General features: G+C 68.0%; 15 protein-coding genes. 8 read left to right on the forward strand and 7 right to left on the reverse strand.

The genetic code is table 11. The features are described 5' to 3' along the window. Positions 1-8: 8 nt before the first annotated feature. On the reverse strand, positions 9-482 hold the full coding sequence (locus IT306_23860) for a PPOX class F420-dependent oxidoreductase (protein MCC7371476.1): 474 nt from the start codon (positions 480-482) through the stop codon (positions 9-11). Positions 483-677: 195 nt separating this feature from the next. On the opposite strand from IT306_23860, the gene IT306_23865 reads away from it, so the two are divergent. Then, a complete protein-coding gene (locus IT306_23865) occupies positions 678-2,462 on the forward strand; it encodes a formate--tetrahydrofolate ligase (protein MCC7371477.1) in 1,785 nt (594 codons plus the stop codon). Positions 2,463-2,748: 286 nt separating this feature from the next. Here the strand turns inward: IT306_23865 and gnd are convergent, their stop codons facing one another. The 6 genes from gnd to IT306_23895 form a co-directional block, all read right to left on the reverse strand. Further along, positions 2,749-3,759, reverse strand: a complete 1,011-nt coding sequence (gene gnd, locus IT306_23870) for a decarboxylating 6-phosphogluconate dehydrogenase (GenBank protein MCC7371478.1) — start codon at positions 3,757-3,759, stop codon at positions 2,749-2,751. Between the two features lie 325 nt (positions 3,760-4,084). Then, a complete protein-coding gene (gene groL / locus IT306_23875) occupies positions 4,085-5,716 on the reverse strand; it encodes a chaperonin GroEL (protein ID MCC7371479.1) in 1,632 nt (543 codons plus the stop codon). 99 nt (positions 5,717-5,815) lie between these two features. Continuing rightward, the gene (gene groES, locus IT306_23880) at positions 5,816-6,112 is read right to left on the reverse strand and encodes a co-chaperone GroES (GenBank protein MCC7371480.1); all 297 of its coding nucleotides are present in this window, start codon (positions 6,110-6,112) and stop codon (positions 5,816-5,818) included. Between the two features lie 95 nt (positions 6,113-6,207). Beyond that, positions 6,208-8,133 (reverse strand): molecular chaperone DnaK, encoded by a 1,926-nt coding sequence (gene dnaK, locus IT306_23885; protein MCC7371481.1) that lies wholly within the window; start codon positions 8,131-8,133, stop codon positions 6,208-6,210. Between the two features lie 89 nt (positions 8,134-8,222). Further along, the gene (locus IT306_23890; protein ID MCC7371482.1) at positions 8,223-8,843 is read right to left on the reverse strand and encodes a nucleotide exchange factor GrpE; all 621 of its coding nucleotides are present in this window, start codon (positions 8,841-8,843) and stop codon (positions 8,223-8,225) included. Between the two features lie 905 nt (positions 8,844-9,748). After that, entirely contained in the window at positions 9,749-10,945 is a 1,197-nt protein-coding gene (locus tag IT306_23895; protein MCC7371483.1) for a cadherin-like domain-containing protein, read from the reverse strand. A gap of 658 nt (positions 10,946-11,603) precedes the next feature. On the opposite strand from IT306_23895, the gene IT306_23900 reads away from it, so the two are divergent. The 7 genes from IT306_23900 to IT306_23930 all read left to right on the forward strand — a co-directional run bounded on the left by IT306_23900 (position 11,604) and on the right by IT306_23930 (position 21,840). After that, positions 11,604-13,439 (forward strand): ABC transporter substrate-binding protein, encoded by a 1,836-nt coding sequence (locus tag IT306_23900; GenBank protein ID MCC7371484.1) that lies wholly within the window; start codon positions 11,604-11,606, stop codon positions 13,437-13,439. A gap of 61 nt (positions 13,440-13,500) precedes the next feature. Continuing rightward, complete coding sequence (locus IT306_23905) at positions 13,501-14,463, forward strand: ABC transporter permease (GenBank protein ID MCC7371485.1); 963 nt, start codon at positions 13,501-13,503, stop codon at positions 14,461-14,463. 52 nt (positions 14,464-14,515) lie between these two features. Further along, positions 14,516-15,445 (forward strand): ABC transporter permease, encoded by a 930-nt coding sequence (locus IT306_23910; protein MCC7371486.1) that lies wholly within the window; start codon positions 14,516-14,518, stop codon positions 15,443-15,445. 56 nt (positions 15,446-15,501) lie between these two features. Continuing rightward, positions 15,502-16,659, forward strand: a complete 1,158-nt coding sequence (locus IT306_23915; GenBank protein ID MCC7371487.1) for an aminotransferase class V-fold PLP-dependent enzyme — start codon at positions 15,502-15,504, stop codon at positions 16,657-16,659. 254 nt (positions 16,660-16,913) lie between these two features. Next, entirely contained in the window at positions 16,914-17,888 is a 975-nt protein-coding gene (locus IT306_23920) for an acetylxylan esterase (GenBank protein MCC7371488.1), read from the forward strand. Between the two features lie 8 nt (positions 17,889-17,896). Continuing rightward, positions 17,897-18,799: an acetylxylan esterase gene (locus IT306_23925; GenBank protein ID MCC7371489.1), complete on the forward strand. Its 903-nt coding sequence runs from the start codon at positions 17,897-17,899 to the stop codon at positions 18,797-18,799. A gap of 293 nt (positions 18,800-19,092) precedes the next feature. After that, on the forward strand, positions 19,093-21,840 hold the full coding sequence (locus IT306_23930) for a PBP1A family penicillin-binding protein (protein ID MCC7371490.1): 2,748 nt from the start codon (positions 19,093-19,095) through the stop codon (positions 21,838-21,840). The last annotated feature ends 50 nt before the right edge of the window (positions 21,841-21,890 follow it).

Genomic DNA, 21,890 nt, shown 5'->3' on the forward strand with positions numbered 1-21,890 from the left:
AATCGTGCCTACCGGGTGTACTTCGCTGCCCATGCGCCGCGCCACGTCGTGGTGCGCTCAGGCGTCACGCGGATGGTGACGCGCGGGAAGTCCAGCGTCTTCGTCATGTACTTCAGGCCGTCGTCGCCGCCCATGTAGCGCCGCGCCATCCGCTCGGCAATCGGCAGCCACGGGCCGCGCACGCTCGGCCCCTCCACGATCTCCGCCGTCCCCTGCACAACCACCCGCGCATGCGCGCCGTCCGGATCGTCGATGCACAGGCCGACGCGCGGGTCACGCCGAATGTGCGCGATCCACTCCGCCCGCTCCCGCCCGATGAAGACGTAGCCGTCGCCGTCGTACTCGAACCAGAGCGGCGTCACATACGGGTGCCCGTCGTCGGAGAGGGTCGCCAGCCGGCAAATCCAGGCGCCAGACAGGAACTCGGCCAGCTCGTCACCAGTGAGGCGCGAGCCTTCCGCATTGCCACCACGCTCGGCCATGCGCTGACCTCCGTTTGTGCCCGATTGTAGGCCATCCGCGGCACGAATGACGCCCACGACCGCGCCGTACTCGTCCCTGAGGGGCATGGCCCGAAGGATCGGCAGCGTGTCGTCGGCGATGGACGGCGAGGCCGCCCTCGCCTGATGCGCCCCGTTTTTGACCGCGCTGTCGTTCTCGTATGAAGGAGGCGCGCCATGTCATCCTTCACCTACGTTCAGCCACGGAGCCACACGGTGACACAGGCCCAGACGCCTCGCACGGACAGCCTCGCCGCCGCCCACCGTTCCAGCCTGGAGATCGCCCAGGCAACGCCGCTCCAGCCGATTGCCGAGATCGCCGCCCGCCTGGGTGTCCAGGACGATGAGCTGATCCCGTACGGTCGGCATGTCGCCAAGCTCGACGCTGCCGCCATCCTCCGGCGGCTGGCGGACCGGCCGAACGGGCGGTACGTGGCCGTGACGGCAGTCACCCCGACGCCCCTTGGCGAGGGCAAGACGCTGACGACCGTCGGCTTGTCGATGGCGCTCTCGGCACTCGGCAAGCGGACGGTCGGGACGATCCGGCAGCCGTCGCTGGGGCCGGTCTTCGGCGTGAAGGGCGGCGCGGCGGGTGGTGGCCACAGCCAGGTGCTGCCGATGGAGTCGCTCAACCTCCATCTGACGGGCGACAATCACGCCGTGGCGCTGGCGCACAACCTGCTGGCAGCGGCCATCGACGCCCACATCCTGCACGGCAACGCGCTCGGCCTCGATCCGCTCAGCATCTCGTGGCCGCGCGTGGTCGACGTGAACGACCGCGCCCTGCGCCAGATCGTGGTGGGGCTGGGCGGGCGCGAGAACGGGGTGCCGCGCGAGACTCGTTTCGACATCGCCGTGGCCTCCGAGGTGATGGCGATCCTCGGCCTCTCGCGTGACCTGCGTGAGCTGCGCCTGCGGCTCGGCGCGATCCAGGTCGGCGTCTCGCGGGACGGGCAGCCGGTCACCGCCGAGCAGTTGCAGGTGGCCGGCGCGATGGCCGTCCTCCTGAAGGACGCCCTCCAGCCGAACGTGCTCCAGACCACCGAGCACACGCCGATGCTGGTGCACACCGGGCCGTTCGCCAACATCGCGCACGGGAATTCAAGCGTGCTGGCCGACCTGCTGGCCCTCAAGCTGGCCGACTACGTGGTGACGGAGAGCGGCTTCGGCGCGGACATGGGCTTTGAGAAGCTGATGCACCTGAAGGGGCGCGCCTCCGGCGTGCTGCCGGATGTGGCGGTGGTGGTCTGCACGGTCCGCGCGCTGAAGGTGCATTCGGGCCGGTTCAAGGTCGCGACCGGCAAGCCGCTCGATCCAGGCCTCGAACGGGAAGACCCCCAGGCCGTCGCTGAGGGCATGGCGAACCTCGACAAGCACATCGAGAACGTGCGGCGCTTCGGGGTGCCGGCGGTGGTGGCCGTCAACCGGTTCACCAGCGACTTCCCCTCCGAGATCGAGGCCATCCGCGCGGGGGCTCTGCGTGCGGGGGCGCTCGACGCCCAGGTCAGCGACGTCTGGGCCCAGGGCAGCGCGGGCGGCCTGGACCTGGCCCGGGCCGTGGCGAAGGTGGCCGACAGCGGACAGTCTGCGCCGCACTTCTTGTACGACCTGGACGCCTCGCCGGAAGAGAAGATTCGGGTGGTGGCGCGGGAGGTCTACGGCGCCGCGGATGTCGTGTTTCAACCGCGCGCCCGCCGTCAACTGGCCCAGTACGTCGAGCAGGGGCTGGGTGGCCTGCCCGTCTGCATGGCGAAGACGCCGCTCTCGCTCTCGGACGACGCCGCGAAGAAGGGCCGGCCCACGGGCTTCACCGTGACCATTCGCGAGGTGCGCGCCTACACCGGAGCCGGCTTCCTGACCCCGGTCGCCGGCGAGATCATGACGATGCCCGGCTTGCCGACAACGGCAGCGTACCAGCAGATCGACCTGGACGAGAACGGGGACGTCGTCGGCCTGTTCTAATCCAGGGTCGCGCCTCGCACTTCAGCGACTGCAAGAAGCATATGATCCTGAGCGCAGCGAAGGACCTCACCCGCTGACCGTCAACACTCGCACCACCCGCTGACCGTCATCGTGCGCCCCACCGGCTGACCGTCATCGCGCGCCTCACCCGCTGGCCGTCTGCGTACGTGTCACCCGCCGACCGTCCACCATCGCGTCAGCGGGTGAGGTCCTTCGCTGCGCTCAGGATGACAATTGCTTCTTGCACTGATTCCACGAGGTGACGGCCTGTCCTGACTCCTGGCTCCTACTGTTTCGCCTCGCGGTGCCCGCCGAACTCGTAGCGCATCGCCGAGAGCAGCCGGTCCGCCATCTCTGACTCCCCGCGCGAGCTGAACCGGGCGAAGAGCGCCGCGCTCAGCACCGGCGCCGGCACCGACTCGTCAATCGCGGCGTCCAGCGTCCAGCGCCCCTCGCCGGAGTCCGAGACGTGCCCGGTGAAGTTGGAGAGCGACGGGTTGTCGTGGAGGGCGCGCGCCGTCAGATCGAGCAGCCACGACGCGACCACGCTGCCGCGCCGCCAGACCTCGGCAATCGCGGCCAGGTCGAAGTCGTACTGGTAGACCTCAGGGTTCCGGAGCGGCGTCGTTTCGGCATCCGTCTTGTGCTCGCGCTTGCCGACGTTGGCGTTGTACAGGATGTTGAACCCTTCCGCGAACGCCTCCATCAGCCCGTACTCGATGCCGTTGTGCACCATCTTCACGAAGTGCCCTGCGCCGTGCTGGCCGCAGTGCAGGTAGCCATGCTCGGCGGTGCTGGTTCCGTCCTTGTCGGGCGTGATGCCGGCCGCCTCAACGCCCGGCGAGAGCGCCTCCCAGATCGGCGTGAGGCGCTGGACGGTCTCGGCCTCCCCGCCGATCATCAGGCAGTACCCACGGTCCAGCCCCCAGATGCCGCCGCTGGTCCCGACATCCAGGTAGTGGATGCCCATCGGCGCGAGCGACGTGGCGCGACGGATATCGTCGTGGAAGAACGAGTTGCCGCCGTCGATCAGGATATCGCCACGGTCGAGCAAGGGCGTCAGCGCGGCGATAGTCTGATCCACGATGGCGGCCGGCAGCATCAGCCAGATGGCGCGTGGCCGGCCGAGCGTGCCGATGAACTCCTCCATCGAACCAGCGCCCGTCGCACCTTCGCCGCGCAGTTGCTCGACGGCAGCGTAGTTCACGTCGAAGACCACCGGGCTGTGGCCCGCGCGCATCAGGCGGCGCGCGATGTTGGCGCCCATCCGACCGAGTCCGAGCACGCCGAGCTGCATGGCACTCCCCCTCGCCGTTCCAGGTACGCTCCCGCTCTGTTCCCAGTATCGCAGGGCGGCGGCCATCCCGCACTCGATTCGGCCAGCCTCGGCAGGGCGATTGCACGTTGGGCGGGTCGTGCCGCGTCGTCAGGGCTTGATACCCCCGACTGCGCGTCTCACAACGTTGTGGGAACCTCAACGAGCATGCAGTTGCCCTGCCCCGTACTCAATACACCACGGCTGATGCTCTCCCTGTACTGGGCGAGAAGAGCGGCCCGAGGGAGTCTCCCTCGGGCCGCTCGTGGTTATCTGACTGATTCAGCCTGACCGAGGTCAGACGGGATCAGTCGTACTCGGGCATCCCGCCGCCGGCCGGGGCCGCCGGAGCCTTCTCAGGCTTCTCGGTCACCAGCGCGTCGGTGGTCAGGATGATGCCAGCCACGGACGCCGCGTTCTCCAGCGCCGAGCGGGTCACCTTGGCCGGGTCGATGATGCCGAGGTCGATCAGGTTGCCGTACTGCTCCGTCGACACGTTGAAGCCGATGTTCGGATCGGTCTTGTGGCGCGCCTTCAGCTCCTGCACGATGACCGAACCCTCAAGTCCGGCGTTGTTCGCCAGTTGGCGAGTCGGCTCCTCAAGCGCGCGCTTCAGGATCTCGACGCCAACCTGCTGGTCCGGGTCCAGCTTCAGAGAGTCGAGCGCCCGAGCCGCCGCCAGCAGCGAGACGCCGCCGCCCGGCACCACGCCCTCCTCGACCGCCGCCCGGGTGGCCTGGAGCGCGTCCTCGACGCGGGCCTTCTTCTCCTTCAGCTCGACCTCGGTGGCCGCGCCGACCTTGACGACCGCCACGCCGCCGGAGAGCTTCGCCAGCCGCTCCTGCAGCTTCTCGCGGTCGTAGTCCGAGGTGGTCTCCTCGATCTGGGCCTTGATCTGGTTGATGCGGGCCTTGATCGCGTCCTCGGAGCCGTGGCCCTCGACGACCGTCGTCTCGTCCTTGTTGGACACGATGCGGCGCGCCCGGCCCAGCTCGGCGATGCTGGCGTTCTCCAGCTTCTTGCCCAGCTCCTCGGAGATGACCTCGCCGCCGGTCAGCACGGCGATGTCGCGGAGCATCTCCTTGCGGCGGTCGCCGAAGCCCGGAGCCTTGATCGCCAGGACGTTCAGCACGCCGCGCAGCTTGTTCACCACCAGGGTGCCCAGGGCCTCGCCGTCCACGTCCTCGGCGATGATGACCAGCTCCTTGCGGCCGGTCTGCACCAGCTGCTCGAGAACTGGCAGCAGCTCCTGCACCGAGCTGATCTTCTTCTCGGTGATCAGGATGTACGGCTCGTCGACCTCGGCGACCATCCGCTCGGGGTTGGTGATGAAGTACGGCGAGATGTAGCCGCGGTCGAACAGCATCCCCTCGGTGTACTCGATCTCGAGCTTGAGGGTCTTGCTCTCCTCGACGGTGATGACCCCGTCCTTGCCGACCTTCTCCATCGCCTCGGCGAACAGCTTGCCGATCTCGGCGTCGTTCGCGGAGATGGTGGCGATGCGCTCCAGATCCTCGCGACCCTTCACCGGCTTGGCGAGCCGCTTGACCTCGGCGACCGCCGCGTCGGCAGCCTTCTCGATGCCCCGCTTGATGAGCATCGGGTTCGCGCCGGCGGTGACGTTGCGGAGCCCCTCGGTCACCATGGCCTGCGCCAGGATGGTGGCCGTCGTGGTGCCGTCGCCGGCGACGTCGTTGGTCTTCGTCGCAGCCTGCTTGAGCATCTGAGCACCCATGTTCTGGAACGGGTTCTCGAGCTCGATCTCCTTGGCGACGGTGACGCCGTCATGGGTGACGGTGGGCGGGCCCCACTTCTTATCGATGGCGACGTTCCGGCCGCGCGGCCCGAGGGTCACCTTCACGGCGTTCGCCAGCGCATCAATGCCGGCCTTGAGCTGTCGGCGCGCCGACTCGTCGAATGCCAGATCCTTCGCGGGCATGTTGCTCCCTTCCTCCGTAGCTGTCAGGTATCAGCGGTCAGCATTCAGCGACGGAACACTTTGCTGACGGCTGAAAGCTGACGCCTGTTCGCTCGTTCCTTAGCCTTCGATCACCGCGAGCACGTCGCGCTCGTTCAGGATCAGCAGGTCGTCGTCGTCGTGCTTGAACTCGGTGCCGCTGTACTTGGCGAAGAGGACGGTGTCGCCAACCTTCAGGTCGAGCGCCACCAGCGACCCGTTGTCCAGGCGGCGGCCCGGGCCAACGGACAGCACCTCGCCCTGCTGCGGCTTCTCGCTCGCCGTGTCGGGGAGGATGATGCCGCCCTTGGTCTGCTCGTCGCGGCTCTTCGGCTTGACGACCACCCGGTCGCCCAACGGCTTCAGTGACAAGGCCATTCCCTGACCCTCCTCTTGACGTAGGTGTTGGGTACTGGGTTCTGGGTTTCAGGGGAGCCCCCCAGAACCCAGTACCCAGTACCCAGAACCAGCAATTAGACTTCGCGGTACTCGCCCTCGACCGTGCCCGGCCGCGAGCCGCCGCCCGGCTGCCCGCCAGCGCCCGGCTGGTCATCCGGTCCCGCCGCGCCCTCGGCCTCGGCCTGCTGGGCCTGCGCCGTGTAGACGGCCGCCCCCGCCCGGTTGAGCGCGTCCTGCAAGGCGTTCTGGGCATCCCGCATGGCGGTGATGTCGTTGGCCTTCAAGGCCTCCTGAAGCGTCCTGGTCTTCTCTTCGACCTCGGTCTTCAGGTCGGCAGGCAGCTTGTCGCCGCTCTCCCGCACGATCTTCTCGGCCTGGTACGCCAGGCTGTCAGCCCGGTTCCGCTCCTCGATCTCCTCGCGGCGCTTCTGGTCCTCGGCGGCGTTCGCCTCGGCCTCACGCACCATCCGGTCGATCTCGTCCTTGGCCAGACCAGAGCTGGCCTGGATGACGATGCGCTGCTCCTTGCCGGTCGCCTTGTCCTTCGCCGAGACATTCAGGATGCCGTTGGCGTCGATGTCGAAGGTGACCTCAACCTGCGGGATGCCGCGCGGGGCCGGCAGGATGCCGTCGAGGATGAAGCGCGCCAGTGACTTGTTCTCGGCGGCCATCAGGCGCTCGCCCTGGAGGACGTGCACCTCCACCGAAGTCTGACCGTCGGCGGCCGTGGTGAACGTCTCGCTCTTGCTGGTCGGGATCGTCGTGTTGCGCGGGATCAGCGGGGTGCTGACGCCGCCCAGCGTCTCGATGCCGAGCGTCAGTGGGGTGACGTCCAGCAGCAGGATGTCCTTGACGTCGCCGCCGAGAACGCCGGCCTGGATGGCCGCGCCAGCCGCCACGACCTCGTCAGGGTTGACGCCCTTGTGCGGCTCGCGGTTGAAGAGCTTCTTGACCTGCTCGGAGACGGCCGGCATGCGGGTCTGGCCGCCGACCAGCACGACCTCGTCGATCTGGCTCGCGTCGAGGCCGGCGTCGCGCAGGGCCGCGCGGCAGGGGCCAACGGTCCGCTCCACCAGGTCAGCCGTCAGCTGCTCCAGGCGTGCACGGGTCAGCGTGAGCGCCAGGTGCTTCGGGCCAGAGACATCCGCCGTGATGAACGGGAGGTTCAGCTCGGTCTGCAGGGTGGTCGACAGCTCGATCTTCGCCTTCTCGGCCGCTTCCTTCAGCCGCTGGAGGGCCATCTTGTCCTGGCGCAGGTCGATGCCCTGATCCTTGCGGAACTCGTCAACGGCCCACTCGATGATGCGGAGGTCGAAGTCGTCGCCGCCGAGGTAGGTGTCGCCGTTGGTGGAGACCACCTCGAAGACGCCCTCGCCAACGCGCAGCACCGAGACGTCGAAGGTGCCGCCACCGAGGTCGTAGACCGCGATGTTCTGATCCGTGCCCTTCTTGTCCAGGCCGTAGGCCAGGGCTGCCGCCGTCGGTTCGTTGATGATGCGGAGGACTTCGAGGCCGGCGATCTGGCCGGCATCCTTCGTGGCCTGCCGCTGGCTGTCGTTGAAGTAGGCAGGGACGGTGATCACGGCCTGGGTGATGGCCTCGCCGAGCTTGGCTTCGGCGTCCTGCTTCAGCTTCCGCAGGATCATCGCCGAGGCCTCAGGCGGGGAGAACTCCTTGCCGCCCATCACCACCCGCACGTCGCCGTTGGACGCGGCCTTGACGGTGTAGGGGACGTGCTTGAGCGCCTCCTGCACCTCGGGGTCGGAGAACTTGCGGCCCATGAAGCGCTTGACCGAAAAGATCGTGTTCTCGGGGTTGGTGATCGCCTGCCGGCGGGCCACCTGCCCCACGATCTGCTCGCTGGTCTTCGGGTTGACCGCGACGACGGATGGCGTCAGGCGGTTGCCCTCGGCGTTCTCAAGAATCGTCGGATCCCCGGCCTCGATGACCGCCATCACGGAGTTGGTCGTGCCGAGGTCGATGCCCAGGATTTTTGCCATAGTGGATTGTGCCTCCTTGATGTCGTGGGGCCGATGCCTCAGCGCCACGACGAGACGTGCGAACAGTCAGAAAGGGGCGCGGTCCGCGCTCACGCGTGCGACGTGCCCTCGCCGACCGACCGGGAATCGCCCCCGGCCGATGCCGGCGACGTGCTCGACCCCCGCGCGACGACCACCTGGGCCGGGCGCAGGACGCGCTCGTTGAGGCGGTAGCCGACGCGGTAGACGCTGGCGACCTGCCCCTCGTCGTAGACGGGGTGGGACTCGTAGGCGACGGCCTCGTGAACGTGCGGATCGAAGAGGTCGCCCTCCGCGCCGATCCGTTCGAGGCCCTGGAGCTGCAGCAAATGCTCGAGCTTCTGGCCGATCAGGGCGACGCCCTTGGGCCAGGACTGCTCCGCCAGCTCTGCCGGGATGCTTGTGAGCGCCCGCTGGAGATCGTCGATCACGGGCAGAAGCTGCGTGAGCAGGCTGGCGTTGGCGTCCTTGACCTTCTGCTCCAGCTCCTGGGTCGTGCGGCGCTTGTAGTTGACAAAATCGGCCTGTGAGCGCTGTGCGAGATCCAGGTACGACTCGGCCTTGCGGCGCTGCTCGTCGGCCTCGGCGCGCGCCTGTTCCAGCTGCGCCTCGACGGTCAACGGCTCGCCGGACGCGCCAGCACCAGCCGCTCCCTGAGGATCTGGACTTCGCTCGTGCTGTGGACCGCTCATCGGCACCTCCTGGTCCCGAACAGAGGCGCGCGGTGGCCGACAGAGCCCACCACACACCAGAAATGTCTAGTGGAGTTGTATCGGCCGGCTCGTAAGAGGCCCGTATGACGAGTGTTAGCAATCTATTAGATCGAGTGCTAACGCCGAGGACCGTCGAGCGCCCCTGTTTGACCTTGAGGTGTCAGGCGCGGGGCCGATGATGGTGCGCTACAGCAGCCGGATCGGTCCTGGATACTGAGCCGGGCGTGCGTCGGCGGTCAGTTGTAGCGTGACGCCCTCAGCGTGACGCCCTCGCTGATGGCCTGCGCCAGCAGCAAGCGGTCAAATGGGTCTTTGTGAAGAGGCGGCAGGAGGGCGATGGTGGCAGCATGCTTCCCGGTGATGGCGAACTCGGTGTAGCCAGGGCGATTGCATGTTCATTGGTGTCCCCGAAGCATCATGGAACGGGCGGTCGGGGACTGAAGTCCCCGCCTACAGTCACACCGTCGCTGCGCGACGGACGCCGGGCACGGACAGGGACTGGTGAGACTACAGCGTCGCGCAGCGACTGCAGGATGGTAGGCGGGGCTTTCAAGCCCCGACGCGGCGGCACGACGACATCAACATACGATTGCACTGGTAGCAGCATCAGGGCGATTGCATGTTCATTGGGGTACCCGAAGCATCATGGAACGGGCGGTCGGGGACTGAAGTCCCCGCCTACGATCCTGCAGTCGCTTCGCGACGCCCCGGGTCTCACCGGACGACGCTGTTCCCGGCGTCCGTCGCGCAGCGACTGAATGAGTGTAGGCGGGGGTTTCAACCCCCGACTGCGCGTCTCGTCGCGCTTCGGGAACACCAGCGAACATGCAATCGCCCTGCTCTACCACCATGTCGGGAGTGAGAATGTGCATGTCGCCCCTGGTCTACGCCACGCAGAACACTGTCACCGAGACGGTCGCGGTGGAGCCGCCCGGTGTCAGGGTGTAGGTGAACGTGACCGGGCCGGTCAGCAGGGTACAGTCAGGAGCGTTGAACTCGTACGTGAGCCCAGTCCCGCCGCCGGTGATGACGACCGTACCATGGGCTGGCTGCGTGACCGAGGTTATGGAGATCGGTCCACCGTCGACATCGGTGTCGTTTCCCAGGACGTCGATCGCGGTCGGCCCGGCGTCCTCCGTGACCGTGGGGCTGTCAGCGTTGGCCACCGGGTTGTCATCCACGCAGGTCACTGTGACAGACACTGTGGCGGTGGAGCCGCCCGGCACCAGGGTATAGGTGAACGTGTCCAGCATGGCGCTGGGCGGGGCGTTGCAGTAGTTGGTGTTCGGCGCGTAGCTCACGCCGGTCCCACCTCCGGTGATGGTGACTGTGCCGCTGGCGGGCTGGGTTACCGAGGCGATGGACTTCGGTCCGCTGCCGGTGTCATTGGTCAGGACGGCGACGGCGTTCGCACCGCTGTCTTCGAAGACGGTGGTGCTGTCATCGACGGCGACGGGTGGGACCGGGGTGAGCGTTACGGTGGGCGTGCTGGTGGCGGCGGGTGTGCTGGTCACGGTCGGCGTGGCGGTCGCTGATGGCGTGGCCGCTGCGGTATCGGTGGGCGTGCTGCTCACGGTGCTGCTAGGTGTGCTGCTGACCGTTGTGGTGGTGACGGCGGTCGGCGTTGGCGTGCTGTCCGGCGTGGTTGTCGCGGTCGGTGGGCCGTCATTGGACGCATCCGAGCCTGCTGGCTGCCGAGGCTGCTCTCGCACCCGCCGAGAGCCGGTCGAGAGTCCGTCGTTCACCGTGCCCTCGCGGTCGCTCAGGTTCGAGATCGACGTGGCGACGAGGGTGCCGTCTGGCAGCACCTCGACCTCGATGCTCAGCAGGTCGTCCTGCGCGATGTCGGGCAGGCGATCCTTGATCCAGGCCAGGCTGATGACGTAGCGCATCGGCGCGCCACTGTCATCCGAGACAATCGTGAGGGCGCCGTCCGGCGAGAGCGTGGCGCCGCTGGGCTTGCCGCCATCCACGATCCCGACGAGCGTGAACCCGGCCCGCACGGTCTGGGCTTCCGGCTCGAAGATCGCCAGGGATGCCAGGAGGAGCAGCAGGAAAAGAGCGTTGAGCCGAGCGAGCATCGCGTGAGCAGCACCTTTGTGACAGCAATCCAGGAAGCCAGTGTTCCTCGTGTGCGCCCGCGATGCGCCGTCTCCGCGGTCGCCGGGATCGTAGCGGGCGTCTTGAGATGCTGTCAAATCCGATGCTGGGGCCGCATCCGGCGATGGGCCATCGGCGAGCGATCTTCGGAACAGGCCATGCACGTTGGTGAAGGTTCCGCCCTGCGGCTCGCATCATCGCGATGGTCGAGTTGTCGCCGGTGCGCGTGTGGCCGGGTGCGCCGGTGAGTCGATCGAGCGGCCCCGTGCCGGCCTGACCCAGCATCGATATCGTGCACAACCCCCCACCCGAGCGTCTTGTGCTGCACGCTGCAGCACCAGCGTGACCATCCGTGTAGAATGCCGGCACCTTGCCACCCCTGGCGTGGCGGCGCGGGGTCACGGTACGCGGCGAAGGAGGCGCGCCGGGCGCTCCGCGCGGCCCTTCGTCCTGCCGACCGACCGTTCGCCCTGCCCGCGGCCAGGCCGAATGACAATCGTATCCAACCCGGCTACCCTAGCCAGACTCCGGCCGTAAGGCCCGCGCCGCTCCCTTCCCCCGTCTCGCGTGGCGCCGCTGTTCAGCCGAGCACGTCAGGCTTCGCCTGACCCCAGCCACCCCAGAGGAGCACGAGGAACGATGAGCAAGCACCAGCACCTCGACCGACCGGACGATGGCGTCCTCTCGCGCGGCATGAGTCGCCGCACCCTGCTGCGGGCGCTGGTTACGGGCGCGGGCGCGACGGCCCTCAGCGGCGTGCTGGCCGCGTGCGGCCAGCAGGCTGCGCCAGCCCCGGCCAAGCCCGCCGAGACGAAGCCGGCCGAGTCCAAGCCTGCCGAGGCGGCGAAGCCAGCCGCACCGGCCGCGCCAGCCGCGCCAGCGCCGACCACGGCCCCCGCGCCGGCGGCGGCTGCCAAGCCGGCCGAAGCGGCGAAGCCAGCGGCAGCCGGCGGCGCGAGCGGCGGCCAGATCAGCGTCCACTGGACCAAGCCAGTCACCTTCAACACGCTCTACTCGACGGCCGGCTCGGAGCAGGGCGTCGAGCGGCTGATGTTCGGGGCGCTGGTCCGCATCAACGATAAGCTCGAAGCGGTCCCGGACCTCGCCGAGAAGATCGACGTCTCACCAGATGCGAAGACCTACACCTTCACGCTGAAGAAGGGCATCACCTTCTCGGATGGGAAGCCGCTCACCGCCCAGGACGTGAAGTTCACGCTGGAGCGGGCCATCGACAAGCGGGCGGCGACCTACTGGCGCGGCCGGCTGGTGGACATCGAGGGGGCGACGGAGTACGGCGACACCAAGATGGACGGCGTCTCCGGCGTCCAGGCGCCCGACGACTCGACCATCAAGATCACGCTCCGGAAGGCCGACTCGACGTTCCTGCTCACCCTCGGCGACTTCTCCGGCCTGAGCATCCTGCCGGCCCACGTCCTCAAGGACGTTGCGCCCGATCAGCTTCAGAAGCACCCGTTCTCGCTCAACCCGAACGTCTCGGCCGGCGCATTCCAGTTCGTCAAGTATGAGACGGATCAGTACCTCGAGATCAAGCGGAACGACAACTACACCGGCGGCCCGAAGGCGAAGCTCGACCGGATCTTCTTCAAGCTGCTGGCGGCGGACGCGGCCATCGCGCAGATGGAGCGCGGCGAGCTTGACCTGATGATCGTGCCGACCTCCGAGATGGAGCGGCTGAAGAAGGTGTCGAACGTCACCGTCGTCAGCGTGCCCAGCCCCAGCATCGACTTCCTGGCGATCAACGTCCGCAAGGACTACCTCAAGGACAAGCGGGTCCGCCAGGCCATGCTGTACGCGCTGGACCGCGAGGCCGTCGTCAAGGCGATCTACCAGGGCGAGGCGCAGGTCGTCAACCAGACGATCATCGGCCCGGACTGGATGGGCAACCTGGAGCTGAACCCGTACAAGTTCGATCCAGGCAAGGCGAAGGAGCTGCTGAAGGCCGCCAGTTGGGACAGCGGCCGCTCGCTCCAGGCCGTCTACGTGCCCGGGACCAAGGAGCGCGACGCCTACATGCCGATCATCCAGCAGCAGTTCAAGGAGGTCGGCATCACGATGGAGATCATCCCGGCCGAGGCGACGGAGTACACCCGCCGCCGCAACGCCGGCGAGTTCGACATCGGCCAGATCGGCGGCGGCATCTTCCGGCAGGACCCGAACGTCTCCGGCAAGTATATGGAGACCTCCAACTTCGTGCCGGTCGGCGGGAACTACGGCCACTACACCAACACCCGCCTGGACGAGCTGTTCCCGGCTGGCCGCGCCACGACGGATCAGGCGCAGCGGAAGAAGATCTACACCGAGGCCGCCCAGATTCTGAACGACGACGTGCCCTGGATCTACCTCTGGTCCCCGAACTCGATCTTCGCGCACAGCAAGAAGCTCGTCGGGTTCAAGCCGCCGAGCTACGCCACGCACAACATGTGGAACGCCGACGAGTGGACGGTGGCCGGGTGATCGGAGTCGGCCAGGGGGCGGGGCGTACCCGTCCCCGCGCGGGCTCGGAGCGGCCTGACTGATGGGACAGTATCTGCTGCAACGGCTCATGGTCAGTGTGCCGGTCCTGCTGGGCATCACGCTGGTGGTCTACGTGGTCATCAGCCTGGCGCCCGGCGATCCGGTGGACGCGCTCGTCAATCCAGAGCAGGTGGCCGCCCTCGGGCCGGAGTTCCTGGCGCAGCAGCGCGAGGCATTGGGGCTGAACCAGCCGATCCTGGTGCGGTACGGCATCTGGCTCAAGGAGGCCGTCCAGGGCAACCTGGGCTTCTCGTTCCAGGACCGCCAGCCGATCTCCACCAAGATCGGCGAGCGCCTCTGGCCGACCCTCCGGCTGATGCTGACCGCCCAGCTCATCGCCATCATCATCGCGATCCCCGTCGGGGTGATGTCGGCGCTGCGGCAGTACTCGCTGCTGGACTACGGCGCGACGGTCCTCGGGTTCGCGGCGATCTCGGTGCCGTCGTTCTTCCTGTCGCTCGGAGGCATCTACCTGTTCGCGTTGAAGCTGCCAATCCTGCCGGCCGGCGGCATGGTGACCGTCGGGCAGGATCCCACCCTTGCCGATGCGCTCTGGCACCTGATCCTGCCGGCCTTCGTGCTGGGGCTGGCCGAGGCCGCGCCGCTGATCCGCTACACCCGCTCGAGCATGCTGGAGGTGATCCGGCAGGACTACGTCCGTACCGCCCACGCCAAGGGCCTCCGCGAGCGGACCGTCATCTACCAGCACGCGTTGCGGAATGCCCTGATCCCGCTGGTGACGGTCATCGCCCTGAACCTGCCGCGCCTGCTGGGTGGGACGGTCATCGTCGAGGCGATCTTCGCGTGGCCGGGCATGGGGACGCTGGCGATCACGGCGGTCCGCGCCCGCGACTACCCGGTCATCATGGCGATCAACCTGATCAGCGCCGTGACCATCCTGATGAGCAATCTGCTTGCGGACCTGATCTACGCGCTGATCGATCCGCGCATCAAGTACTCATGACCACTTCAAGCCGGCTCATGGTTCAACTCACCAGCGTGAGGCGAGTGAGAACATGACGGATTCGAGCATCTCGGTGCGGCAGCAGCCCGGTGCGGGTGCTGCTGCACCCGTCAACGGCGTGCCGACGCCCGGTGTCCGACGCCGGCCCGGTGTCTGGCAGCGGTTCCGCCGGCACCGTGTGGCGCTGGCCGGCGCGATGATCCTGCTGCTGCTGACGATCCTGGCCGTTGCCGCGCCCGTGTTCTCGCTCGGCAACGATCCGTATAAGGTAGACATCAGCTCGTATCGCCAGGGGCCGAGCGCGGCGCACGTCCTCGGGACGGACTCCTCCGGGCGCGACGTGCTCAGCCGGCTGCTGCACGCCGGGCAGGTCTCACTGTCCGTCGGGGTGGTGGCGGTCGCCATCTACACCGTCATCGGCGTGCTGCTCGGATCGATCTCCGGCTTCTACGGCGGGCTGACCGACTCGATCGTCATGCGCCTCGCGGACGTGGTGCTCTCGTTCCCCTCGCTGATCCTGATCATCACCGTCGTCTCGGTGCTCGGCCCGAGCATCTACAACATCATGCTGGTGATCGGCTTACTGGGGTGGCCGCCCATCGCCCGGATCGTGCGGGCGCTGTTCCTCTCCCTGCGCGAGCGCGAGTTCGTGCTGGCGAGCCGGACCATCGGCGTCCCGAACAGCCGGATCATCTTCCGGCACATCCTGCCGAACGCGGTGGCCCCGGTGATCGTCGCGGCGACGTTCGGCATGGCGAACGCAATCCTGTTGGAGGCCGGTCTCAGCTTCCTGGGGCTGGGCGTGCAGCCGCCGACGCCCAGTTGGGGCAACATGCTGACGGACGCACAGTCCTTGACGGTGCTGGAGTCGATGCCGTGGCTGTGGATCCCGCCGGGCACGATGATCGCGCTGGCCGTGCTCTCGATCAACTTCATCGGGGACGGGCTGCGCGACGCGCTGGACCCGCAGCACGTCCGGTGAGGTCTTCTTCAGTCTCGCAACCTGATACTGACACAGCAATCGGAAGGGGGAGCAACGTGGCTGACATCTATCGGCGTCTCGGGTTGCGCCCGATCATCAACGCCCGAGGCACGCACACCCGGCTGGGCGGCACGCTGATGCGCACCGACGTCGTCGAAGCGATGCAGGCGGCGGCCGGCGCCTACGTGGTGCTGGATGAGCTGCAGGACAAGGCCAGCGAGGTCATCGCGCGGGCGACAGGCGCCGAGGCCGGGCTGGTGGTCGGCGGCGCGGAGGCCGGCCTGCTGATCGGGACGGCGGCGATCCTGGCCGGCACGGACCCGGCGAAGATCGCGCGGTTGCCGGATACCACGGGCATGAAGCACGAGGCGATCATGCACCGGGCGCACCGCAACGGCTACGACCACGGTGTGCGGGCGGCCGGCGCCACCATTGTGGACATCGGGTACGGCGGCTCGGCGCTGCCGTATCAACTGGAGTCCGCCATCAACGAGCGGACGGCGCTGGTCGTGTACCTGATGTCGCCGTGGGCCGGGCAGGGCGCGCTGCCGCTCAAGAGGACGTGCGAGATCGCGCATGCCCACGATGTCCCGGTCCTGGTGGACGCCGCCGCGATGCTGCCGCCCGCCGAGAACCTGAACACGTACATCGGCGAGGGCGCGGACCTCGTGACGTACAGCGGCGGCAAGGGCCTGATGGGGCCGCAGTCGTCCGGCATCCTGGCGGGCCGGGCCGACCTGATCCGCGCGGCCCGGTTGAACGGCAGCCCGTATCACAGCGTCGGGCGGGCGGCGAAGGCGGCCAAGGAGGACATCGTCGGGCTGATCGTCGCCATCGAGAACTACCTGGCGCGCGATCACGCCGCCGACATGGCCGGCTGGCAGGCGCAAGCCGAGTACATGCTGGAGCGGCTGAACGATTTCCCCGGCGTCACCTCGTCGTACATCTACGACGGCCGCGAGCACCCGGTCCCGCGCGTCGAGCTGATCTTCACGCCGGAGAGCGGCATCGACGCGCACCGGCTGGTGCTCGACATGGAGGAGCACGACCCGCGCATCTTCCTGTTCGAGCCGACGGGGCCGACGGCGAAGCCGAACAGCATCTGCATCAACACCCAGACGATGCAGCCCGGCGAAGAGCGGATCGTGGCAGACTCGCTGCGGGGGGCGATCCTGGCGCGGCTGCCGCAGGCGATCGCCGTGGCGAGCACGTAGCAAAGATCGCGCTCCCCCTGAATCGGGCGGTCACCTGCGAAGGGACAACACCACACCTCCGCCATCTCAACCGCGGGGACCACCGACCCTCCACCGTCATCCCGAGCAGAGTGAGCTTGCGAACGAAGTCGAGGGATCTTCTTCTTCTTCGTGCGAGCAGACTGAGGAAGATCCCTCCGCTTCGCTCGTTCCTCGCCGCGGTCGGGATGACGGGCACTTCGTTGCGTCATCGCTACAGCAGAAGGGATCAACCTATGGCAGCTGCGCGGAAACCGGCGGACCAGTTCGGCACGTCCGTGGTGCGCCCACCCGACTTTGACGACTTCTGGGCGGCCATCATGGCCGAGGCCAACGCACTCCCGCTCAACCCGTCGATGGAGCACATCCCGATGCGCTCCACCGACGAGGTTGACGTCTACGAGATCGGGTACGACAGCCTGGATGGGCTGCGGATCGCCGGGTGGTACTGCCGCCCGAAGGAAGGCTACATCGCGCCGCCGTATCCGGCGCTGCTGATCGTCCCGGGCTACGTCTCCGAGCCGACGCTGCCGAAGTCCTGGGCCAAGATGGGGTACGCGGCGGTCGGCGTCGCGCCGCGCGGCAAGCTGCGCTCGAATCGACACTTCAACCCCGGCTACCCGGGGCTGCTGGTCAACAACATCGTGGACCGTCACACCTACAGCTACCGGGGATTCTACGTGGACGCCTGCCGGGCGGTGGACTTCGTGCTGACGCGGCCCGAGGTCGACCCCGCGCGGATCGGCGTGCACGGCAGCAGCCAGGGCGGCGCGCTGACGATCACCACGGCAGCGCTGCGGCGGGACGTCATCACCTGCGGCGCGGCCGGCGCGCCGTACCTGTGCGGGTTCATGGACGCCGCCAGTCTGACCAACTCCTGGCCGTACCAGGAGATGAACGACTACCTGCGTCTGTATCCCGACCGCGAGCAGCAGATGCGCGACACGGTCGCCTACTTTGACGGGATCAACTTCGCGCCGTGGATCACCGCCCCGATGATGGTCTACATCGGCCTCAACGACGATGTCTGCCCGCCGGAGACCGGCTACGCGCTCAAGAACGCCCTGACCTGCCCGCTGGAGTTCCACGCCCAGCCGCGCTCGGCCCACGACGCCGGCCGCCACTGGGTCATGCCGAAGGTCGAGGCGTTCCTGGCGAAGCACCTGAAGCCCGCGCCAACCTCGCGCCACGCGCAGCCGACGGTCGGATAGGAGAGGCGATGATGACGCAGACGACGATGCCACGCCCGTCCGACTTCGATGCGTACTGGGCAGCGGTTGACGCCAAACTGGCCCAGTACCCCGCCGCGCCGACGCTCGAACGGCTGGCCCTGCCCTCCGACGAGCACTCGACCGTCTACGGCGTGAAGCTCACCAGCATCGGCCCGTACCGCATCTTTGGCTACCTGAGCATCCCGAACGGCCAGGGGCCATGGCCGGGCCTGCTTGTCGCGCCGGGGTACGGCAGCGTCAACCACCTGCCGCACCTGGACGACCGCCAGCGCTACGTGACGCTGGTGCTGATGCACCGGGGGCAGCGGCTGGCCGACCAGCCGTTCGCGGCGGCCTTTCCCGGGCTGCTGACGCTCGGCATCGACGATCCAAACCGCTACATCTTCCGGGGCATCGTGGCGGACTGTCTGCGCGGCGCGGAGTTCCTGCTCTCGCGGCCGGAGGTGGACAAGCACAAGGTCGGGATCGTCGGGGGCGGCCTCGCGTTGATGACGGCAGCCCGCCGGCCCGGCTTCACCGCTGTGCAGGCGTCTGGCATGCTGTTCCACCGGCTGATGGAGGTGCGGCGGCGCAGCGACGAGTATCCCATCGAGGAGATCAACGACTACCTGCGCGCCTATCCCGAGCAGGAGGAGGCCGTCGCCCGCACGCTCTCGTACTTCGAGGCGAGCAGCCACGCGCCAGCCATCACGGGCCGGACGGTCTTCAGCATCGGCGGGGCTGGCCTCTCAGGGTACGAGTGGCTGAAGCCGCTGACGAGCGCTCCAACTGGGCCCGTCGACTTCTACGAGCTGTCGCACGAGGGCGGCACCGACCACGACTGGCTGGACGCCTGGACGGCCGAGCAGCTTGGCTCGGTGCCGAAGCCGCGCCTGTGGACGGTTGCCTGACGCCAGCCGCCGCGGCTTACGATGCGGCCCTTACCCTCCGACGCAGTCGGGCCACCGGGCCTGTGCGCGGGAGCGGGGGAGGAGCGTCTCGGAAGCGTGACTGACGGCAGATTCACAGAGAAGTATGCGAGTTCCCCTGTCATCCTGAGCTGTGCTCAGGATGACAGGGGAACTCGCATGCATTGCTCTGGCATGACCGTTGGTCGATTCAGATGAATCCGTTTTCCGGGGCTGGCCAGGGCATCCTGGTACAATCCGGGCGCGCCACGCTCGCATGAGGCGACCGATCACCTATGCGCTTCATCCTCTGGACTGCGCTGCTGCTCGTGCTGGTAGCGTCGCTCGGGTTCCTCGGCGTGGTGGCCGTCTACGCCTACTACGCCAAAGAGCTGCCGGACTACACCCAGCTCGACAGGCGTCGCGTCTTCCAGACCGCCCGCATCCTCGACCGCAACAACGAGCTGCTGGGCGAGTTCACCGATCCCGAGGGCGGCCGGCGCACCGTCGTGCCGATTGACCGCATCCCGAAGGCCCTTCGCGACGCCACCATCGCCGCCGAGGACGCCAACTTCTACCAGCACCCCGGCTTCGACCCGATCGCCATCCTGCGGGCGCTCTACCTCAACGTGCGCGGGCGGGAGATCGTCTCCGGGGCCAGCACCATCACCCAGCAGCTGGTCAAGAACACGCTGCTGACGCCCGAGCAGACGCCGGACCGCAAGATCAAAGAGGCGATCCTGGCCTGGGAGGTCAGCCGCCGCTTCTCGAAGGACCGGATCCTGGAGCTGTACCTCAACGAGGTCTACTACGGGAACCTTGCGTACGGCGTCGAGGCTGCCGCGCAGACCTACTTCGGGCGCTCCGTCTCCGAGCTGGACCTGGCCGAGCTGACCTTCATCGCCGGGCTGCCGCAGGCCCCCTCCGGCTACGATCCGTACGTCAACCCCCAGGCGGCCCGTGGCCGCCAGGACTACGTGCTGGAGCAGATGGTTCGGCACGGGATGGTCACCCGCGAGCAGGCCGATGCCGCTCGCGCCAAGCCGATTGCGTTGCAGCCGCGCCGTGAGAGCGGGCCGATCCAGGCGCCGCACTTCGTCAACTTCATCCGGCAGCTGCTGGAGCGCAGCTACTCCTCGGACACCCTCTTCCGCGAGGGGCTCCAGATCCGGACGTCGCTCGATCTCGGATTGCAGCGCAAGGCCGAGCAGGCGGCCCGCGAGCAGATCGCCGAGCTGAAGCAGCGCAACGCCAACAACGCCGCCCTCGTCGCCATCAAGCCGGACTCGGGCGAGATCCTGGCGATGGTCGGCAGCGTCAACTATGACGATGTCTCGATCTCCGGGCAGGTCAACGTGGCGCTGGCGGATCGCCAACCGGGATCGACCCTCAAGCCGTTCACCTACCTGACGGCGTTTCAGCGCGGCTGGGCGCCCTCGACGATGGTGATGGACGTGCCGACCACGTTCGGCGGCGCCTATACCCCGCTGAACTACGATCAGAAGTTCCGCGGGCCGGTCAGCGTGCGTCGCGCCCTGGCGGCGTCTCTCAACATCCCGGCCGTCAAAGCGCTCGAATTCGTCGGGATGGACGCGATGCTGACGACGGTCCACCGGATGGGCGTCAACGGCCTGCGCGATCCGGCCCGCTACGGTCTCTCGGTGACGCTCGGCGGCGGCGAGGTCAACCTGCTCGACCTGACCTACGCGTATGCGCCGTTCGCCTACAACGGCCGGCAGATCGGGCAGCCGCTCGGGACGGGAGATCGGACGCCGGCCTCGCGCCAGTTCGAGCCAATCGCCATTCTGGAGATCCGCAACGGCGCGGGGACCGTCCTCTATCAGCAGCAGAAGGCCACGCCCCAGCCGGTCGTGGATGCTGGCCTCGCCTACCTGATCACCGACATCCTGGGCGACGACGAGGCCCGTGCCGAGACGTTCGGGCTGAACAGCCCGCTGAAGCTCTCGCGGCCGTCCGCTGCCAAGACCGGCACGACCGACGACTACCGTGATTCGTGGGTGGTCGGCTACACGCCAGACCTGGTGGCCGGCGTCTGGGTCGGCAACAGCGACGGCGCCCCGATGCGCGACATCCAGAGCGCTGCCAGCGCCGGCCGCATCTGGCACGCCTTCATGGAGGGGGCGCTCGAAGGCGTCCCGGCCCGCCCGTTCGACCGTCCGGCCGACGTGGTGCAGCAGGAGGTCTGCAAGCTGTCCGGCCTGCTGCCTACGCCGGAGTGCCCCGAGCGCGTTCAGGGCCTCTTCACCCCGGCCAACCTGCCGAACCGGCCGGACAACCTGTATCGACGGGTGGAAGTCTGCCGGGTGAATGGCAAGCTCGCGTTTGACCTCGTGCCGGCGAACGCCCGCGAGTCAAAGGTCTTCGTGGTGTTTCCCGCGCCGGATTCTGAATGGGGTCCGAAGAACGGCTTCCCGGCGCCGCCGAGCCAGCGCTGCGACGACGTGTACAGGGGCGTGCAGGTCGCGAAGATCGACGGCCCCGTGACCGAGACGCCAGTCTCCGGCACGGTCCAGGTGGTCGGCTCGGCGATGCTGGACGACTTCCACCACCTCGACCTTGAGGTTGGGGCTGGCCCCAACCCGTCCGTCTGGTCGAAGATCACCGATGGTCGCACCGAGGGCGTGGACCGGGCGCTGCTCGGCGTCTGGAACACGGCCAGTTTCCCGTCCGGGCGGTACACCCTGCGCCTGACCGTCTACGACAGCGTCGGCAACAGCATCCAGGCGGCCAGCCCGGTCACGGTGGGCGCAGCGCCATCCTCGCCGGTCCCGGCCGGCTCGCCGGGGCCGCTGCCGCCCTCGCTGATGCCGCCGCTGTTCGGCCCGACGCCCGCCCCGCCGGCCGGCCAGCCGCCGTCGCTGGTGCCGCCCGTAGGTGGACCCCGGCCGCCTGCGCCCTCGCCCGCTCCCGAAGGCCCGAGCGGCCCGAGTGGCGTGAGCGGCCCGAGCGCTCAGCCGACCCCGTCCAACCGCTTCGCGCCGGGGCCGCAAGCGACCCCCACGCCGACGCCGCGTCGCCGCTGACCGCTGGCGAAGGTGGGCCGCTGGATCGACCCGGCCGGTATCCTTCGATG

The organism is Chloroflexota bacterium (assembly GCA_020850535.1).
Classification (GTDB): Bacteria; Chloroflexota; UBA6077; order UBA6077; family JACCZL01; genus JADZEM01.

Bases quoted from the DNA above. Each gene is read 5' to 3' on its own strand.
- IT306_23860 (MCC7371476.1), bottom strand. From the start codon at position 482: ATGGCCGAGCGTGGTGGCAATGCGGAAGGCTCGCGCCTCACTGGTGAC.
- IT306_23865 (MCC7371477.1), top strand. From the start codon at position 678: ATGTCATCCTTCACCTACGTTCAGCCACGGAGCCACACGGTGACACAG.
- gnd (MCC7371478.1), bottom strand. From the start codon at position 3,759: ATGCAGCTCGGCGTGCTCGGACTCGGTCGGATGGGCGCCAACATCGCG.
- groL (MCC7371479.1), bottom strand. From the start codon at position 5,716: ATGCCCGCGAAGGATCTGGCATTCGACGAGTCGGCGCGCCGACAGCTC.
- groES (MCC7371480.1), bottom strand. From the start codon at position 6,112: ATGGCCTTGTCACTGAAGCCGTTGGGCGACCGGGTGGTCGTCAAGCCG.
- dnaK (MCC7371481.1), bottom strand. From the start codon at position 8,133: ATGGCAAAAATCCTGGGCATCGACCTCGGCACGACCAACTCCGTGATG.
- IT306_23890 (MCC7371482.1), bottom strand. From the start codon at position 8,843: ATGAGCGGTCCACAGCACGAGCGAAGTCCAGATCCTCAGGGAGCGGCT.
- IT306_23895 (MCC7371483.1), bottom strand. From the start codon at position 10,945: ATGCTCGCTCGGCTCAACGCTCTTTTCCTGCTGCTCCTCCTGGCATCC.
- IT306_23900 (MCC7371484.1), top strand. From the start codon at position 11,604: ATGAGCAAGCACCAGCACCTCGACCGACCGGACGATGGCGTCCTCTCG.
- IT306_23905 (MCC7371485.1), top strand. From the start codon at position 13,501: ATGGGACAGTATCTGCTGCAACGGCTCATGGTCAGTGTGCCGGTCCTG.
- IT306_23910 (MCC7371486.1), top strand. From the start codon at position 14,516: ATGACGGATTCGAGCATCTCGGTGCGGCAGCAGCCCGGTGCGGGTGCT.
- IT306_23920 (MCC7371488.1), top strand. From the start codon at position 16,914: ATGGCAGCTGCGCGGAAACCGGCGGACCAGTTCGGCACGTCCGTGGTG.
- IT306_23925 (MCC7371489.1), top strand. From the start codon at position 17,897: ATGATGACGCAGACGACGATGCCACGCCCGTCCGACTTCGATGCGTAC.
- IT306_23930 (MCC7371490.1), top strand. From the start codon at position 19,093: ATGCGCTTCATCCTCTGGACTGCGCTGCTGCTCGTGCTGGTAGCGTCG.